The 14,668-nt window shown below is 48.6% G+C and carries 16 protein-coding genes and 2 pseudogenes; 12 read left to right on the top strand and 6 right to left on the bottom strand.

Annotation, left to right across the window (positions count from 1 at the left end; genetic code table 11):
- Window positions 1-76: 76 nt before the first annotated feature.
- From Q0986_RS18045 to Q0986_RS18055, 3 genes and pseudogenes are all read left to right on the top strand, one after another.
- Window positions 77-391: pseudogene (locus tag Q0986_RS18045) on the top strand (DUF4351 domain-containing protein); the annotation flags it as partial.
- An 848-nt stretch (window positions 392-1,239) separates the two neighbouring features.
- The gene (locus Q0986_RS18050; RefSeq protein WP_299413810.1) at window positions 1,240-1,458 is read left to right on the top strand and encodes a hypothetical protein; all 219 of its coding nucleotides are present in this window, start codon (window positions 1,240-1,242) and stop codon (window positions 1,456-1,458) included.
- Window positions 1,459-1,599: 141 nt separating this feature from the next.
- The gene (locus Q0986_RS18055; RefSeq protein ID WP_299413813.1) at window positions 1,600-3,747 is read left to right on the top strand and encodes a hypothetical protein; all 2,148 of its coding nucleotides are present in this window, start codon (window positions 1,600-1,602) and stop codon (window positions 3,745-3,747) included.
- Between the two features lie 142 nt (window positions 3,748-3,889).
- Here the strand turns inward: Q0986_RS18055 and Q0986_RS18060 are convergent, their stop codons facing one another.
- Window positions 3,890-4,321: a pentapeptide repeat-containing protein gene (locus Q0986_RS18060; protein ID WP_299413816.1), complete on the bottom strand. Its 432-nt coding sequence runs from the start codon at window positions 4,319-4,321 to the stop codon at window positions 3,890-3,892.
- Between the two features lie 198 nt (window positions 4,322-4,519).
- Between Q0986_RS18060 and Q0986_RS18065 the strand changes: the two genes are divergently transcribed.
- On the top strand, window positions 4,520-4,675 hold the full coding sequence (locus Q0986_RS18065) for an element excision factor XisI family protein (RefSeq protein WP_299413820.1): 156 nt from the start codon (window positions 4,520-4,522) through the stop codon (window positions 4,673-4,675).
- Window positions 4,676-4,679: 4 nt separating this feature from the next.
- Here Q0986_RS18065 and Q0986_RS18070 read toward each other — a convergent pair whose 3' ends face one another.
- Window positions 4,680-5,336, bottom strand: coding sequence for a LuxR C-terminal-related transcriptional regulator (locus tag Q0986_RS18070; protein ID WP_366918622.1), 657 nt, complete (start codon window positions 5,334-5,336; stop codon window positions 4,680-4,682).
- 129 nt (window positions 5,337-5,465) lie between these two features.
- Between Q0986_RS18070 and Q0986_RS18075 the strand changes: the two genes are divergently transcribed.
- From Q0986_RS18075 to Q0986_RS18100, 6 genes are all read left to right on the top strand, one after another.
- A complete protein-coding gene (locus Q0986_RS18075; protein WP_299413824.1) occupies window positions 5,466-6,398 on the top strand; it encodes an NAD(+) kinase in 933 nt (310 codons plus the stop codon).
- A gap of 80 nt (window positions 6,399-6,478) precedes the next feature.
- Entirely contained in the window at window positions 6,479-6,607 is a 129-nt protein-coding gene (locus Q0986_RS18080) for a hypothetical protein (protein ID WP_299413827.1), read from the top strand.
- Window positions 6,608-7,294 (top strand): deoxyribonuclease V, encoded by a 687-nt coding sequence (nfi, locus tag Q0986_RS18085; protein ID WP_299413830.1) that lies wholly within the window; start codon window positions 6,608-6,610, stop codon window positions 7,292-7,294. It abuts the gene before it with no gap.
- A 160-nt stretch (window positions 7,295-7,454) separates the two neighbouring features.
- A complete protein-coding gene (locus Q0986_RS18090) occupies window positions 7,455-7,739 on the top strand; it encodes a hypothetical protein (RefSeq protein WP_366918623.1) in 285 nt (94 codons plus the stop codon).
- A gap of 246 nt (window positions 7,740-7,985) precedes the next feature.
- On the top strand, window positions 7,986-9,062 hold the full coding sequence (locus tag Q0986_RS18095; protein WP_299413837.1) for a DUF4268 domain-containing protein: 1,077 nt from the start codon (window positions 7,986-7,988) through the stop codon (window positions 9,060-9,062).
- A gap of 189 nt (window positions 9,063-9,251) precedes the next feature.
- A complete protein-coding gene (locus tag Q0986_RS18100) occupies window positions 9,252-9,902 on the top strand; it encodes a GIY-YIG nuclease family protein (protein WP_299413840.1) in 651 nt (216 codons plus the stop codon).
- A 55-nt stretch (window positions 9,903-9,957) separates the two neighbouring features.
- On the opposite strand, the gene Q0986_RS18105 is transcribed toward Q0986_RS18100, so the two are convergent.
- Together Q0986_RS18105 and Q0986_RS18110 are read right to left on the bottom strand one after the other, a co-directional pair.
- Window positions 9,958-10,398 carry a DUF29 domain-containing protein gene (locus Q0986_RS18105; RefSeq protein ID WP_299413843.1) on the bottom strand — a complete coding sequence of 147 codons (441 nt, stop codon included), beginning with the start codon at window positions 10,396-10,398 and terminating at the stop codon, window positions 9,958-9,960.
- A gap of 114 nt (window positions 10,399-10,512) precedes the next feature.
- Complete coding sequence (locus Q0986_RS18110; RefSeq protein ID WP_299413846.1) at window positions 10,513-11,808, bottom strand: glycosyltransferase; 1,296 nt, start codon at window positions 11,806-11,808, stop codon at window positions 10,513-10,515.
- Between the two features lie 14 nt (window positions 11,809-11,822).
- Here Q0986_RS18110 and Q0986_RS18115 point away from each other — a divergent pair, with 14 nt between their 5' ends.
- Window positions 11,823-12,068 carry a glycosyltransferase gene (locus Q0986_RS18115; RefSeq protein WP_299413849.1) on the top strand — a complete coding sequence of 82 codons (246 nt, stop codon included), beginning with the start codon at window positions 11,823-11,825 and terminating at the stop codon, window positions 12,066-12,068.
- A gap of 2 nt (window positions 12,069-12,070) precedes the next feature.
- Here Q0986_RS18115 and Q0986_RS18120 read toward each other — a convergent pair whose 3' ends face one another.
- Entirely contained in the window at window positions 12,071-13,225 is a 1,155-nt protein-coding gene (locus tag Q0986_RS18120) for a pentapeptide repeat-containing protein (protein ID WP_299413852.1), read from the bottom strand.
- 267 nt (window positions 13,226-13,492) lie between these two features.
- Between Q0986_RS18120 and Q0986_RS18125 the strand changes: the two genes are divergently transcribed.
- Window positions 13,493-13,852: a hypothetical protein gene (locus Q0986_RS18125; protein ID WP_299413855.1), complete on the top strand. Its 360-nt coding sequence runs from the start codon at window positions 13,493-13,495 to the stop codon at window positions 13,850-13,852.
- 12 nt (window positions 13,853-13,864) lie between these two features.
- Here the strand turns inward: Q0986_RS18125 and Q0986_RS18130 are convergent.
- Window positions 13,865-14,668, bottom strand: a pseudogene (locus Q0986_RS18130) (cryptochrome/photolyase family protein); the annotation flags it as partial.

Consider the following 14,668-nt stretch of genomic DNA (forward strand, 5'->3'; position numbering starts at 1 on the left):
CGGTGTGAGTTCGAAAGTCTCACGCACCGTTCTGAATGGGAGGGTGACAGGGTGACCTGTCACTCGACCCTAACGGTTAACATTGGAAAAGGACTTTATCAATCGGGTTCTGCGGAAGGAAATTATGCAACAGTCAGTGATTTACTAGGAGTGGAAAGAAGAACTTTTGCTCGAAGGGCGTCAGGAAGGTGAGCAGACTGGCATTCTCAAAGGAGAGCGAACGTTGATTCTCCGCCAGCTCGCACGACGAGTGGGTAACCCTTCCCCGGAAATTAGGTTGCAGATTCAATCCCTCTCCCTCGAACAGCTTGAAGCCCTGGGTGAGGCATTGTTCGACTTTTCGGAATCTAATGATCTAGTGGGTTGGTTAAGAGACGCTGAATCTGAGTAACGAGTACTGATCGGTATCGATAGTCAGCAATATTGTTCCGTTACTGGGTGTTGATTGATTGCCTTCGTTTCGTGATGGAGTGCAAGTGGTTTGCTGTTTGTGAGCGCACTTTGTTTGGAGTGAGATCGCGTGGGTGATGCTCTGTGCAGCCATGATTGACGTTTAGTTTGTGAAGACAATCAATTTTTGTTATTCGCAGATCAAACGTATACAAGTGAAGTCTTAAATTAAACGCGATCGCAAATACCATATTGCGACACTATAAATGTAGCGTGTCGTCTTCGTTATTTTTTCTTGTATAAGATAATATTAGCAATGTATTTTTATTCCTTTTTTGTAGTATAAAATATATTGCTAATATTGCCTTCCTTAAATACTGTTGTTTGATCAAGATTCTCTATATTTTTTCAGAAAATATAAGTGATTGAGAAGGCCGATTTATGTTGAAATTGATGATGAAATCCATCAATTTCTCTTTGGTTTTTTGGATATATGATCCCTGAAAAGCTTGCCTAGAAATAATTTTGAGCTTTTGGTCTTCTGAAGAGAATCAGATCGTTTGATCGCTGTTCTGGGAGAATAAGTATTTTGGTGGACCTTTTTGCTTGATGCTTAAAGGCTTTATTGCTAGCTAGCGATCATGGAAAACTTATTCTACGAAAGACATTGTTTTTTTGAAGAAAATATTGAAGAAATGAAATTTTCAAAAGAATTTGGGATTAATAAATTGAGAGGTTGACTATATGCCTCTAAGTAACAATTACGAGGAAACCTGCCTTGCGGGCGTTCTTCTTTCTAGATAACCAGGTCCATATTGACGGCCTCGTTGACCCAGGAGTTCAATTCAAATGATTTTGTATAAAGTCAACGGAGCGAATGGTCAACGCGGTCCTCTAAGTGAACCCCTAGCAGAAGGCGTTGCGGATGAGGCAGGACGATTTGCGATTACCTTGAATAAATTTCAACCGGGCGATACTTGCTCTAAATGCATAAATACAGAGCATTTCTTTGGTATCAGGTCAATGAACCATTCACTCCATCAGTTGATGGCCCCAACAGAGCTATAACCAAATTCCCTAGAGTTTATTGAGAATTGAGAGAAATGTCTGGATTTTCTAAGGTCAAATTCTCTGCTCATAAGTAGTCAGTCTACTGGCAAAACGATTCCCTTAAAACTCAAAGAGTATTCTTACCAAGAACCTGTACTCATGACAAATCTGTTCCCCTCAAACCTTAAACGCTTGTCTCGTGAACTGTTTCGGCAAATTTTGCCTGCTTCAGGGCTCACTATCGCCACCTCACTCATGCTGGGAATGCCTGTTTGGGCAGAAGGGTCTAAGCAGATCGGCCTTAACCAGGATCTGTACGAATACGATACTAGAGTACCAATAGGCACTGACACAGGACTTACGGAAATTGATCGCCCGCTCTATCTTGACAATATCCAGGTCGGTGAGGTGATTAATATTGCCCTCTGTGGACGGTCCAACTCTGACGATGTCAAAGTTGAACTTTATCGGCACAGCAACCCTGTTCTGGGACAATATGAAGATGCACCTGCATCAAACGCCGGAACATTGGTCAGGACATTCACTCGTACTAGCAGCAACATAGATTGTAATGATCCTCTCGACGCCCCATTAACCCCAACCAATACCCCTAACTTATTCCGCCATCTGGTAACAGGAGCAGGCACTTACGAAATTCGTCTCTTTAACGACAGCACCTCAAATGGAACATTCAATCGCTATGATATAACGGTAACGCCAGATCTGCTATCAAATCCAGACCCTACCGAGAAACAAGGGCGTCTTTGGACCTACACTTGGGGGTTTAATACGGGCAGCTTTAACAACGCAACAGATGCTGATTACTACACGGTTGTTCCCGGTTTATCTACTGGGTTTTATGTTTGGAAGCTAGATCTAACCAATTTTTCTGGCTTCGTTTACGAAATTCTAGCCAATGATATTGGGCTCAACTCCCCTAATGCCCTTGGTAGAAACGTTTCTGGTGTTAGTGCCCCTTTTGCCAATAACCGTATTACCCCTAGATTTAAAATTTACACCAGCTATCCTGCCGCTAATTATCCTCAGTCAGTTGGCAGTCCTAATGTGTCCAACTTCAGGTTTGTTGACGCGAACGGTAATAGTATTCCGCTGGCTCCAGGTCAAACTGGCTTTTTCAAATTCACGTCCGATACAGATGGTACCTATGCCATCACGATTGATGTATCTGATCCAAACGGTGGTGCCCCTGATGGTCAATTTGGTGCAGGAGATGTGCTATTGGCGGGGCGAACGACTGCCAACACCGAAATCACAGTGCCCTGGAACGGTCAGGATAATACTGGCCAACAAGTTCCAGATGGTACCTATAATGCTCGTATGCAAGCCAGAGTAGGCGAATATCACTTTGTAGCGGGTGATGCTGAGTATAGCGGCACTTCCCCACCTTCAGGCGGTACAAAGGGGCTAACAATCTTTGGCGCTAGTTCCAACACTTCAACCACTTCAACCCAGGTCTATTGGGATGACATCACTGCCCTACCAGGCTTAGGTGGCACTTCATCCTTACCCAATGGTGTCCCATCTACAGACCTTACAGGACATTTATGGAGCTTTAGTCTTGGTAATAAAACTTACATTGATACCTATGTCTATGGTACCTTCTCTCAAACGTCTACACCACTGACTATTGGAACAATAAGTGATCCTAATATCCTGCTTGTGAAGCGTATCACTCGCGTCAATGGTCAGACCAGCAATGGTAGTACAAATCTTGATGTCTATATCGATGATCCGAACTACGACTACGATGACAACACGCTAGCCGATCCAGCACCAGACCCCCCTGATACTGAGAATTGGCCTACTAACGACCCCAATAACCCCCTTGATACTAGCCCCAGTAGCTTTCTGAGAGGCCAAATTAATGGTGGCGAGACTAAGCCAGGGGATGAGGTTGAGTACACCATTTACTTTTTATCGACGGGAGATGCGGAAGCAGTTGATGTCAAAATTTGCGATCGCATTCCCGAGTTCCAATCCTTTGTTACCAATGCCTTTAATGCCGACCCACCTGGAGAGAATGGGGGCGTAGGGGCTAGCCGAGGTATCTTGCTACAGTATGAGGGCGAAATACGAAGCTACACGAATGACCTTGACGGAGATATCGCTGAATTTTATCCACCGAATACGACTCTGCCACCCGACGCTGCGAGTGTCTGTGGTGACTCTAATGCCAACCCTACAGGAACTGTGGTGGTGAATTTGGGCAATGTGCCAGCAGCGACTAGTCCTGGTCAACCCTCTAACTCATATGGGTTTCTGAGATTTCGGGCCAAGGTAGAATAGTAGACTTTGCGCACCCCCATTCCTACTAAGATTTACCCTCACCCAATTGAAGTGAGATCGAGCGTAAATCTTGGTAACACACGGAGGAGTGGATCAACAGGTCATAAAAGTAACTTAACTGAGAAGTCTTAAGGCTAAGCGACTACTCCCCGCCCACGCTGATCGGGGTGCCCCACATCTTGACATCTGTGAGATTCAGGTTGGCAATTGCAGCCCCCCTGGCTTCAACATTATAAAGTCGGGCGCGGGTAAAATTCACCGCAGCCAATTGAGTGTGATTCAAGCTGGCATTGGTCAGGAACGCATCGGTGAAGTTGGCCTGTTGAAGATTTGCCCCCGTTAAGTCTGCTCCTTCCAAATTAGCCTCTTGCAACTGAGCGCCTGCTAAATTAGCATTCCGTAAATCCGCCCCGATCAAATGCCTTTGCCGCAGATCGGCGCCAGCAAGGTCACACCCTGGGCACTGATGGGTTGAAAGTAGTTGTTGCACATGGTTAGGATCGGCCCCATTGGCCGGACGAGCCCAGAGCAAGGGAGCGAGGAATGCACAAGCCACTAGAAGTGCGCGTTTCATAGCTTATCCTCCTTTAGCATTGCCCTTCGTTGGCAACCACAATCGTCAATCGCTCGGAAGAGGTCTGCTAAATAACAATAGGGTTCTGTATCTCTACCCCTTGATCGTCCCATAACGATGGGGGGAGAGCAGCCGAATTGTTGACACTTTTAACCAGTCATAACACTCCTCAACATTTTTCCACTCGGTTTAATTCATGTGGATCTGGTAGATGACAAAGTTTGGATTCAACGAGATGTTACAGAGGAGGGGATTGCGGATGAGTTAGTCAGGGGAGGAATGCTCAAAGAACAGATCGTGTGGGCTTTTCATAAGCCTCATATCCAGCCCTATCCTGGGTTTGCAGTAGCGTGAAAATTTATGTATAGATCTGACTGACCAGCTCTGCTCGCGAAGAAACGTCCAGCTTCCGAAACATCCGCTTTAAAGCTTGCTTCACAGAATTTTCAGTGATCCAGAGTTCACGACCAATGGCCGCATTCGTTAGACCAGACGCCACCAACTCGGCGATCTCTAGTTCACGAGGCGTGAGACAATCCCGTTTTGCCGCTCCACCTTTCCCTTTAACGGTGGCCACCCACGTTGACAGATGCAGACAAATCGCACTTAAATCAGCCAGATCTTGAGCATCAAATCCAGGCATAGATTGCTCGCGGGTAAATCCTACCGCACCAATCAGTTGACCTTGGTGAACTACTGGTCCAGCCATAACATGCCAATGATCAGGTCGAGGGCAGATGATCTGCCAGACTTTGGGGGAAGTAACCAGGGTCTCGTGAACAGGGGCATGGCGTTCGACAATGTAACGAACCACAGGATTATGTTCAATGGAGAGGGCTCGCTTGACAACTGCTTTCAGTTTGGGTTCGGCCAAAGGGAGTTGGTCAAAGAAAAAGAGTCCCTGTCGGGTAGCGGAAAAGTATTTTCCACACTGAGGAATCACCCGTTGGTGCAATGCTTGTTTTGTGTGAGCGTGATGAATTGCCGCAAACAGCGCTTGAAGAGCCATCGTCAAAATACCTCAAAGTGTATGCGATCGCAGTCTGGGTATTGGCCACCTATTTTTCTAATCTTAGTTAAATCGCAGCGAACAGGTTACGTTAATGACATAATCCTAAGCTGATAGCAAGAGGGGACCACTAGGGTGCAGTTGCAGCAAGTCATTATTGTCTACAAAGCTGGAGATACCTTCAGCCAGCAGTGGGCGGAGAAATGTGCCCGCCAGCTCGAAGACAAAAACTGTCATATTTTGATGGGGCCGAGTGGCCCCAAAGACAATCCCTATCCAGTTTTTCTGGCCTCCGCCACCCAACCCATTGACCTCGCCATTGTCCTTGGTGGCGATGGCACTGCCCTAGCCGCTGCTCGGCATCTGGCCCCCGATGGCATTCCTATCTTGGCCGTCAATATTGGGGGGCATCTGGGATTTCTGACAGAACCCGCTGATCTATTTAAAGATACTGAACAAGTCTGGCAAAGAATTCTAGAGGATCGCTATGCCGTTCAACAGCGGATGATGCTGCGGGCACGCGTGGCGGATCGCGATGTTGACCCCACAGATGCCCCGGAAGAGGAACCCTTTTACATTGCTCTCAATGAAATGTGCATTAAGCCTGCCTCTGCCGATCGGATGATTACCTCCATCCTGGAGTTGGAAATTGATGGCGAAGTGGTAGATCAGTATCAAGGCGATGGCTTATTAGTGGCCACGCCCACTGGGTCTACCTGTTATACCGTGGCGGCGAGTGGCCCCATTTTGCACCCCGGCATGGAAGCCATGGCAGTCACCCCGATTTGCCCCCTGAGTTTATCTAGTCGCCCGATTGTATTACCGTCTGGCTCCCGAGTCAGTATTTGGCCCCTGGCCGATCGGGAACTGGCGACCAAACTGTGGATGGATGGCGTGCTATGTACGTCGATTTGGCCGGGACAGCGAGTCGATATCTGGATGGCCAAATGCCGGGCGAGGTTTGTCTTACTGCGGGAAAATTACTCTTACTATCGCACCCTGCGCGAGAAATTAGATTGGGCAGGCGCACGAATACAGTACAATAACAATCATCGCATTACAAATTAATATATAACTCATAAGAACTTAATATGGATCTCTTTAGACCGTTACTATTAGTCATAATTCTTTTCTTTTTAACGGTAGTTATGTGTGCCTTAGGTAGTTTAATCGCCGTTGCTAACCCTTTACTGTTTATTCTGGGAATTATGGGCGGTATGCTCGGTGCCTTGATGATGATGGACTTTATTGATACCCACTGGTTTCATAAGTGGTAAGTGCACGTTCCTCAGGTTGAGTGGCCCCAGACGGCTCAAGAAGCCATCCAACTGCAAAAACAATTGTGTTCCCAAGTAATCCCCACCGATGACCTGAATGAAGTGCGCTTTGTCGCGGGAGTGGATGTAGGGTTTGAAGACCAAGGCAAAATAACTCGCGCGGCTATTGCCGTGCTCACCTGGCCAGAGCTAAAACTCCACGAAACTACGATTGCTCGCCAACCCACCACTTTTCCCTATATCCCTGGTCTGCTGTCGTTCCGGGAAATTCCAACGGTCTTAGCGGCCTTAGCCCAAATTCAAACCACCCCAGATCTCCTCCTGTGTGATGGCCAAGGACTCGCCCACCCTCGACGCTTTGGGATTGCCTGCCATCTAGGTGTGCTGGTGGATCTCCCCGCCATTGGTGTCGCCAAGTCTCGCTTAGTTGGAAAACACGACCCCGTTGACCAAACTCGAGGCAGTTGGCAGCCCTTAATCGACAAGGAAGAACAGATTGGAGCCGTCCTGCGCACGCGCTCCCAAACGAAGCCCTTATATATTTCTTTGGGACATCGAATTAGTTTAGACAGTGCGATTGAATATGTGATGAGCTGTACCACTCGCTATCGGCTACCGGAGACTACTCGTTGGGCGGATAAGCTAGCGTCTTCAAAGATCCCTCCCAACCCTGAACAGAGGAGTTGAGTCCTCACCGGATGCGATCGCAGCGTTAATCATGGAAGACGGAAGAACTTGAGACTGTTGACTAGAAAAACAGCATGAGCATCGGATCTAGTTGTGAGGAGTCATGCCCTACTTAAAACTCTTCCTTCAGCTAGCTTACAAAAGTTTTGTCCTGTACTAAATGAAAACTGAAGCATTAAAAAAGCGATTAGATAGAAACCGTCCCATGACAACCATCACAATGCGGATGCCTGAAGATGTGATTGAAGACCTGAAAAGAATTGCACCGTTACTTGGGTTTTCGGGGTATCAACCCTTGGCCCGTGCTTATATTGGACAAGGGCTTCGGGCTGACTTAGAACGCTTTGAAGGAGATACCGTCTCTGCCTTAATTGCCAGCTTGAAGCGACATGGTGTCAGCGATGACATTCTGCAAGAAGCCCTAGGTGAAGTGACTCAAAAATAGCTATATGGGGTTGTCCTGGCTGCATCGCTTAGCACGGTTTAGAGGGGACAAAAGCTATTTCTAGAATGTACACCAGGGATGGGGCATTGGTACCGTATTTTTAGGTATGCCCCCAAGTTAAACATTGCAGTTGATTTAGCTGATCTGCTGGACTCTATAACCGTTAAGCTATTGAATATTAAGCCCGTTTCCTCCTTGATGTGATTTGACGGTAGGGGAGGATAAATCCTTAGAGCGATCGCACCCATGTCTCCCAAGCACTCCTCCAAGCCCAATTTGGGTCGTCTAGAGAAAGTCGATGTCACCCAATATTGGCAGTCCGCCACCGAGGATTTTGCGCCCTGGCTCTGCCAGGAAGAGAATATCCAGCTGTTGGGCGAGGCCATTGATCTGCCCTTGGAAGTGGTTTTAGATGCGCAGCAAATGTGCGATCGCCAAGCGGATTTGCTCTGTCGGCAGACCGGAACCAAAAACTGGATTCTAATTGGTAGTCAGCTTTGTCCCACCGATGAACAACATTTTGGTCAATTGCTCACAGAAGGGGCCGATATTAATGCGGTGGGCATTATTTGGATTGCCAGTCAGTTTTCTGCCGAACACCTGAAGCTACTGAATTGGCTGAATCAACATGCTCAACCCTCGCTGCAATTTTTAGGGGTGGAAATAGAGTTATGGCAAATTGGCAAAACCGCGATGGCCGCTCAGTTTAATCTAGTTTCACCTGCAAAGGCCTCACCAGAAGCACCCCCACCGGATACCACCCAACTGGATCTAGAAAGCCAGCTCGAACACCAAATAGAATCCTCTTCCGACCCTGAACCAGAACCCCTAACCGAGACACAAGCACAGCAATTAGCCTTTTGGACCGAACTATGTGATCAGCTAGAACAGCGGGGCAGTGTCGTCAAAGCGGTAGCTCCGCCCCCAGAAGACCATATCGATTTTGCCATTGGCCGAGCTGGATTTTTACTCTCCGCCCATCTCGATCAGAGTCACGCATCCTTAGCAATTGAATTGCGGTTATTTGATGAAGATGCGCAGGCCCATTATGAATTATTGGTGGCGCAGCAAGCGTGGATTGAATCAGAACTAGGATTTTCCCTAATGTGGGAGAACCTGTCCTCGGAATGTGTCATATACTGCTCTCTGACAGAGGTGGATATCGCGGCGACCGACCAATGGCCAGACTATATCGATTGGCTGTGCGGCGGGTTGGAATGTTTTCACCTAACCTTTGCCGATCTGGTGCAATCTTTGAATGCAGAGGATTATCATCGGCCTCCGGGTTCTCCGGTGTCCAATATCTTGAGCTTGCCCAGCTAGGCAGTCGTCAATCGGTGCTTTGAGAGGCTCGCGTTTTGATCCAGCGCAGCCACTGTGGCTTTAAACCAGAATAGGTATCTATATCGGAGATGGGAGAAGTGACCAAGCTTTGACAAGTTTGGCGAAATTTTCCGGCCAAGGGATCGCGATGACTGATAATAAGGGCATGTCGGCAAGGGAGATAAACCTGTGGGTATCGAAAATCCGAATGCGATCGAGCACCAGAATGTACCACAAGCTCATCAAGGGCTGCATGAGTTTCTTTATAGTTCGGATGACGAGCATACGGCAGAGACCGCAGCCCCCCCAACCCCAGATCAAGCCACTGATACCCCTATTCTTGTCTCTACTTGGTGTGAAGCCGCTGGCGATGCCAAGATTGCAGGCGTTTATGCAGTCTTTGATCAAGCAGGCAATCCCCAATACGTCAACTATTCCCGCAATGTTTCCCTCTCCTTAAAGAGCCACATTTCTCAGCACGGTGAAGAGATTTGTGCCCAAGTGAAAGTTCAGCCTTTTAAATTTCCCAAGCGGGCTGAAATGGAGCAGTTAAGGGATGAATGGATCGCCGCTTTCCCCAGTCCCCCACCCGGAAATACCGGGGATGGTCAATGGGCTGGCACGGTGAAAGATGCAGCCGTTCAAGCGATGTCGGCTCAGGAACGGCAAGCCTATGAAGAAAAGAAGGTGAAGTTGCAAAAGGCGATGGCGCTAGGTGTGGCTGGCAATACTCAACCCCAAAGTGAAGCAGAACGGCGTCAGAATTTGGAGTCGGCGATCAAAGATGATAACTGGAGCGAAGTGATTCGCGAACAAGCTAAGGAAACCCGATCTGACTAAAAGCTTCTAGGCGTTAATTGCAGCAGAGAAGGTGAGCGTCCCCATTGCCTTGAGGTCACAACTCTAATTCCACAGGTTCATCAAAGATCTGAGCTGCAGAAAAAGGGCAGGATTGAGGGAGCTGCTTCGGATCAAGGGGAGTTTCTTTGCCAAAAAGTAGTAGCCCATCTTCATAGCCAATCGAGATCGCATCCTTCAGGTAGGGCTTGAGGCTAGGGTTATCCTTTAAGTGGCGGACAATTCTGATTCGCTGCTCTTTGATCGTGTAAAACCAGCTTTTAGATCGAGCCTCTGGCTGATAGTGCCACTTAAGCAGATGTCCGAGCAGTATACCTAATCGGTTGCACAGCTCCCGCCGTTCCTGCTTCCCCAACGAATCAATCTCCTCGATCAAGTTTTCGACATCCACTTGCTCCCACTGCTGGGTTTGCAGCAGCTCTACTTGGCGAAGAGTCCAAGCGTAAAAGTCTCTGTCATAAAGCGTAGTGGTTTGCATGAGAATCAACGCACTGTTCTAGACTATTCTAACCAACCCCGCCTAAGCCCCACCCATGACCGACCCCCTCAGTCTATCCATCCGTATTACCAGTGACTGGCTCGCCAGCCGACCTTAAGACTGAGCATCGGTGGCTGGCTTAGCTAGGGTCACTAGCGGGCGGCGGGGTTGAAGAGGAGCAGGTTGACGCTGGTAAATCGCGTCTTGCCACAGAGAAACGAGGGTCTGGATCGTGTTATCCCAACTGTATTGGTCCAGACTCGCCTGGGCCCGTTCACCCATATGCTGACGAAGGCGAGGATTTTCGATCAGCTGCTGTAGTTTATGAGCAAAATCTTCAGTGGATTGGGGAGTATAGAGGTAGCCATTCCACCCCTCCACAATATTTTCCACCACCCCGCCTGCCCGAGGGGCAATAACGGGAATCCCAGAGGCAAAGGCTTCTAAGACCGTTAGCCCTCTCGCTTCTTTCTCCGAGGCAGTCACGTGAATATCGCTATTGGCAAGCAGGGTCGGCACCTGTTCCGGCGCAACCCGACCCAGCAGATGGACGTGGGGAGTGAGCTGGCTCAACTGTTGGCCAATCTCAGCTCGCATGGAGCCATCCCCGGCAATTAATACCGCCACTTGATCGGGATTGACCGTATTAAAGAGGACTTGCAGGGCTTTGAAGGTAAATCCCCAGCCTTTGTCAGGAGTTAATCGCCCAACAAACACCAGTTTGACTTGGCGATCAACCTGCGGGAGGTCGTAGGTGTGGGCAAAATAGTTCGCTTGCCGCAGGTGAGGGCTAAAGGTGTCCGCGTCGAACCCCACTAAGTTGGCGTAGTGGACGTTGTTAATGCCCAGGTTGATAATTTTGTTTTTCGTGATCGGACTGGTGACAAGCGTGCGATCGTAGGCGTTATACACGCGGCGCAAAAGCAGGGTAAAGCAGTGTTTGAGATATGCGATCGCACGCGGCGGCCAGTCAAAATAATCCTCTGCATACTCAAGAAAGTTTGTTCGAAAAAAGCCCAGACAGGGAATGCCAGCTCGTTGTGCATACTGTATACCAGGGATTTGCCATAGGCCAACGGACAACCGCTCAGGCTCATCCACATGAATCAGGTCGGGCTGAAAGGTTTCTAGGGTGTCTCTTAGGTGTTTGCGGGCTCGCCAATTGACATTGCGCTCAAAATCTAACCCCATAAAAGCACTGCTGGGGAGGTTGATCACCTCAACATTCGGAAGAATATGGCCCGTATAATCCTGCCAGTTGGGATAGACACTCGCTAAGGCACTATAGTCAGGACAAAATAATTTGACCTGATGGCCCCAGTCACTGAGCTTTTGTAAGCGATGCAAACCACTGACGGTTACACCATCGATGACGGGTAAGAAACCAGAGGTAATAATCGCAACTTTCATAGGGGAGGATATTCGTGCTAGGGCAATCAGTCTACTTCCACGAATATCGAACCAAGATTAAGAGTAGAGGGGGATTGAGGTTAAGCTCTGCTTACAATGCCTCGGATTTGTTGATGATGCCGAATATTCCGGCCACAGGGGATATGGAAGGATTCGGAGTGGTCATTCTGGAGGCGAATGAAGCCCGAACATCTATGATTGCCTCCGATTTGGAGGGCCTCCAGGATGGGGCTCAGTGGAGGTACTGCGAACCCTCCTAGATTTAAGAGGTCATTCGCAAGTTGGATCGATGTTTTAGCGGCGATTGTTGCTGGAGTTTAATCGGTCTCACGGCTAAGAGCTTGGTAATCTCCTTGATCTCCGCACTTTTCTGGCGATACAGCTTCAGCTCGACATCCGTTGCATTGAGCTGGGATTTATATCGGCGCTCAATGGCCTTCAGCTGGGCAAGATAATACTGCTTAGCCTGTGCTTCAATCATTTCATGGTTGGCATCACCTGAAACCTCTAGGCGAATCACAAAAACTCCACCCGCTTTCTTCTCAAGGGCCTGAATATTGATGTCATCCTGACTGAACTCCGTATTCAGAGATTGGAAGGCCGCCACAAAGGCCAGCCAATCAATCCCATCCACAAAGATTAAATCAATGGTTTTCCAAGACTTTTGCACCAGGTTTCTAAATTCACCCGGGATAAAATCCCCGGATAAGGGATGTCGGCCTCGCTGGGCAGATTTCAGATAGATGTAGCCACACTCTACGTCCTCTAGTTTGGTGTCGTTGCTAATTTTCCAGTTTTCAATGCTGGCCCCGGTAAAGGTTGCCCCGGTAAAGTCGGTTGCGATCGCAATCACAGCATCTAAGGAAGAATGCTTAAGGTCGGTCCCTCGCATATCGGCCCAGCGCAAATCCGTTTCATACAAGTTAGCGCCTCGCATATCAGCCCAGCGCAGCTCGGTCCAAGTACAATCGGCTCTCCGCAAAATAGACCGGCAGAGCGTGGCCCCACTCAACGTTGCACCGCGCAGATTGGCCTGTGTCAATCTGGCAAAACTGAGGTCAGCCCAGCGCAGGGTCGCCCCCCGTAGTTTGGCATAGCTCAAATCCACCTGTTCGAGGGTGGTCCCACTCAAGTCTGCACCCCACAGATAGGCACCGCGCAAGGTTGCTCGACTGAGATCGGCCCAACGCATAAAGGCTCGACTCAGATTCGTGCCAATTAAGTGAGCTTGCCTCAACTCCGTTCCACTCAGATCCGCACCGCTGAGATCGGCTCTGCTGAGGTTGATCTTGCTTAAATTCTTCCCATTTAAGTTGGCCAACTGCAAATCAGGACGAATGTTGGGATTAGCATCTCTCCACTGATTCCAGGCTCTCACACCTTGGTTCAGCCGATTCAGATGCTCTCGATTCGCCATGCTCTACTCCAAAATCCCCTAGCTCCTTCACCAAAATAACTCTGAAAAAAGTTTTTCGCCGCATTTTTGTGATCAAGAGTGATTTTGCAGGTCTAAATTCAGAATTTGTCTACCCGAAATATTGACATTTTCTCAAGGGTGACTATCATAGCCACAACGTCTGTGAGGGTCAATGATGTTTGAGCGCGAAGATGAACTGTTTTCCGTTGTTCTGAACAAGGGGTTTCATCTGCTGGAACAATTTATTCGGGGCATTAGCCTACCCCGTTGGTTAGCCCCCCTAAGTATGGTGGGGGTATTGGCGGCCTTGATAAAACTGTTGCCGTCTCTGCAAAAGGGCTCTCGTTAGCAGGCATTGGTAGTTACCTGCTGTTAGGACTCTTGATTGTCAATGTGCTGGTGCTCTCCCTCTTTGTGTATTTGCCGGGCAAACTGATCACCTTCAAGGCCCCCGCTGTGGCCCAGACAGGACTGGTGCTGCTTAAGCTTCTCCTTATGGGCTGCCTGGTCATCCTGAAGACGGCTATTACCCACAGCGTGAAATTGATCTTTGAGCTATTCATGTTAGTGTTGGCCGCCTTAACCTATCCGCCTCGTCAAGCGCCACAAATCGCAGCTCATTGCTGAAGACCTGCGCCGCTAGAGATCGCTCAGAAAGGCCTCGGACATTTGTAAATGCTGGTCTAGCTTGCTTTGGCCCATGCGATCCAGGTGGCTGACTGTCATCCGAGTCCGGGGATTGCGTTCAAATAGGGGGCGGTGTTGATGCATAAACCGCCAATAGAGCGCATCCCAAATCGTGCTCCAATCGCCTGCTTTGAAATAACTCATTTTGCGCAGGTAGTTGGACGAACTGATATAGGGTTTAGTAATCATCAGCCCTCCGTCTGCGTACTGCCCCATGCCATAGACATTGGGGACCATCACCCAATCAAAGGCGTCAATAAACAGGGCTGAAAACCAATGGTAAACCTGATGGGGGTCAAACTCACACAGCAAAAATAAGTTGTTAAACACCATTAACCGTTCAATATGATTGGCATAGCCACTGTGCAATACTCGCTGCATCACAACATCAAAGGGTAAAAGGCCCGTATGCGCAGTCCAGAATGACTCAGGAATGGAACGCTGATGCTGGAAAAAATTAGTGGTTCTTTGGGTTCGACCTTTGAGGAGATAAACCCCTCGCACATATTCCCGCCAGCCAATGATTTGGCGAATAAACCCTTCGAGCGAGTTAAGCGGAATCGGTCGATCGGCATGTCGTGCTAGCGTCGCTTGCAGGATTTCGTCTGGATGCAACAAGCCAATATTTAAGACCGGAGTCAACACGGAATGAAACAAACAGGACTGGTGGGCATCAATGGCATCTTGGTAGGTGCCATATTGGTCAATCCGGGTGTCGAGAAACTGGTGCAAAAACGTTCTCGCACTGTTATGGTC

Origin of the sequence: Acaryochloris sp. IP29b_bin.148 (genome assembly GCF_028285565.1) — a bacterium.
Taxonomy (GTDB): domain Bacteria; phylum Cyanobacteriota; class Cyanobacteriia; order Thermosynechococcales; family Thermosynechococcaceae; genus Acaryochloris.

Excerpts from the sequence above, each read along its gene's own strand:
- Q0986_RS18050 (WP_299413810.1), top strand. The coding sequence starts at position 1,240 with ATGATTTTGTATAAAGTCAACGGAGCGAATGGTCAACGCGGTCCTCTA.
- Q0986_RS18105 (WP_299413843.1), bottom strand. The coding sequence starts at position 10,398 with ATGCAAACCACTACGCTTTATGACAGAGACTTTTACGCTTGGACTCTT.
- Q0986_RS18060 (WP_299413816.1), bottom strand. The coding sequence starts at position 4,321 with ATGAAACGCGCACTTCTAGTGGCTTGTGCATTCCTCGCTCCCTTGCTC.
- Q0986_RS18080 (WP_299413827.1), top strand. The coding sequence starts at position 6,479 with ATGTGTGCCTTAGGTAGTTTAATCGCCGTTGCTAACCCTTTACTGTTT.
- Q0986_RS18095 (WP_299413837.1), top strand. The coding sequence starts at position 7,986 with ATGTCTCCCAAGCACTCCTCCAAGCCCAATTTGGGTCGTCTAGAGAAA.
- Q0986_RS18120 (WP_299413852.1), bottom strand. The coding sequence starts at position 13,225 with ATGGCGAATCGAGAGCATCTGAATCGGCTGAACCAAGGTGTGAGAGCC.
- Q0986_RS18110 (WP_299413846.1), bottom strand. The coding sequence starts at position 11,808 with ATGAAAGTTGCGATTATTACCTCTGGTTTCTTACCCGTCATCGATGGT.
- Q0986_RS18055 (WP_299413813.1), top strand. The coding sequence starts at position 1,600 with ATGACAAATCTGTTCCCCTCAAACCTTAAACGCTTGTCTCGTGAACTG.
- Q0986_RS18090 (WP_366918623.1), top strand. The coding sequence starts at position 7,455 with ATGAAAACTGAAGCATTAAAAAAGCGATTAGATAGAAACCGTCCCATG.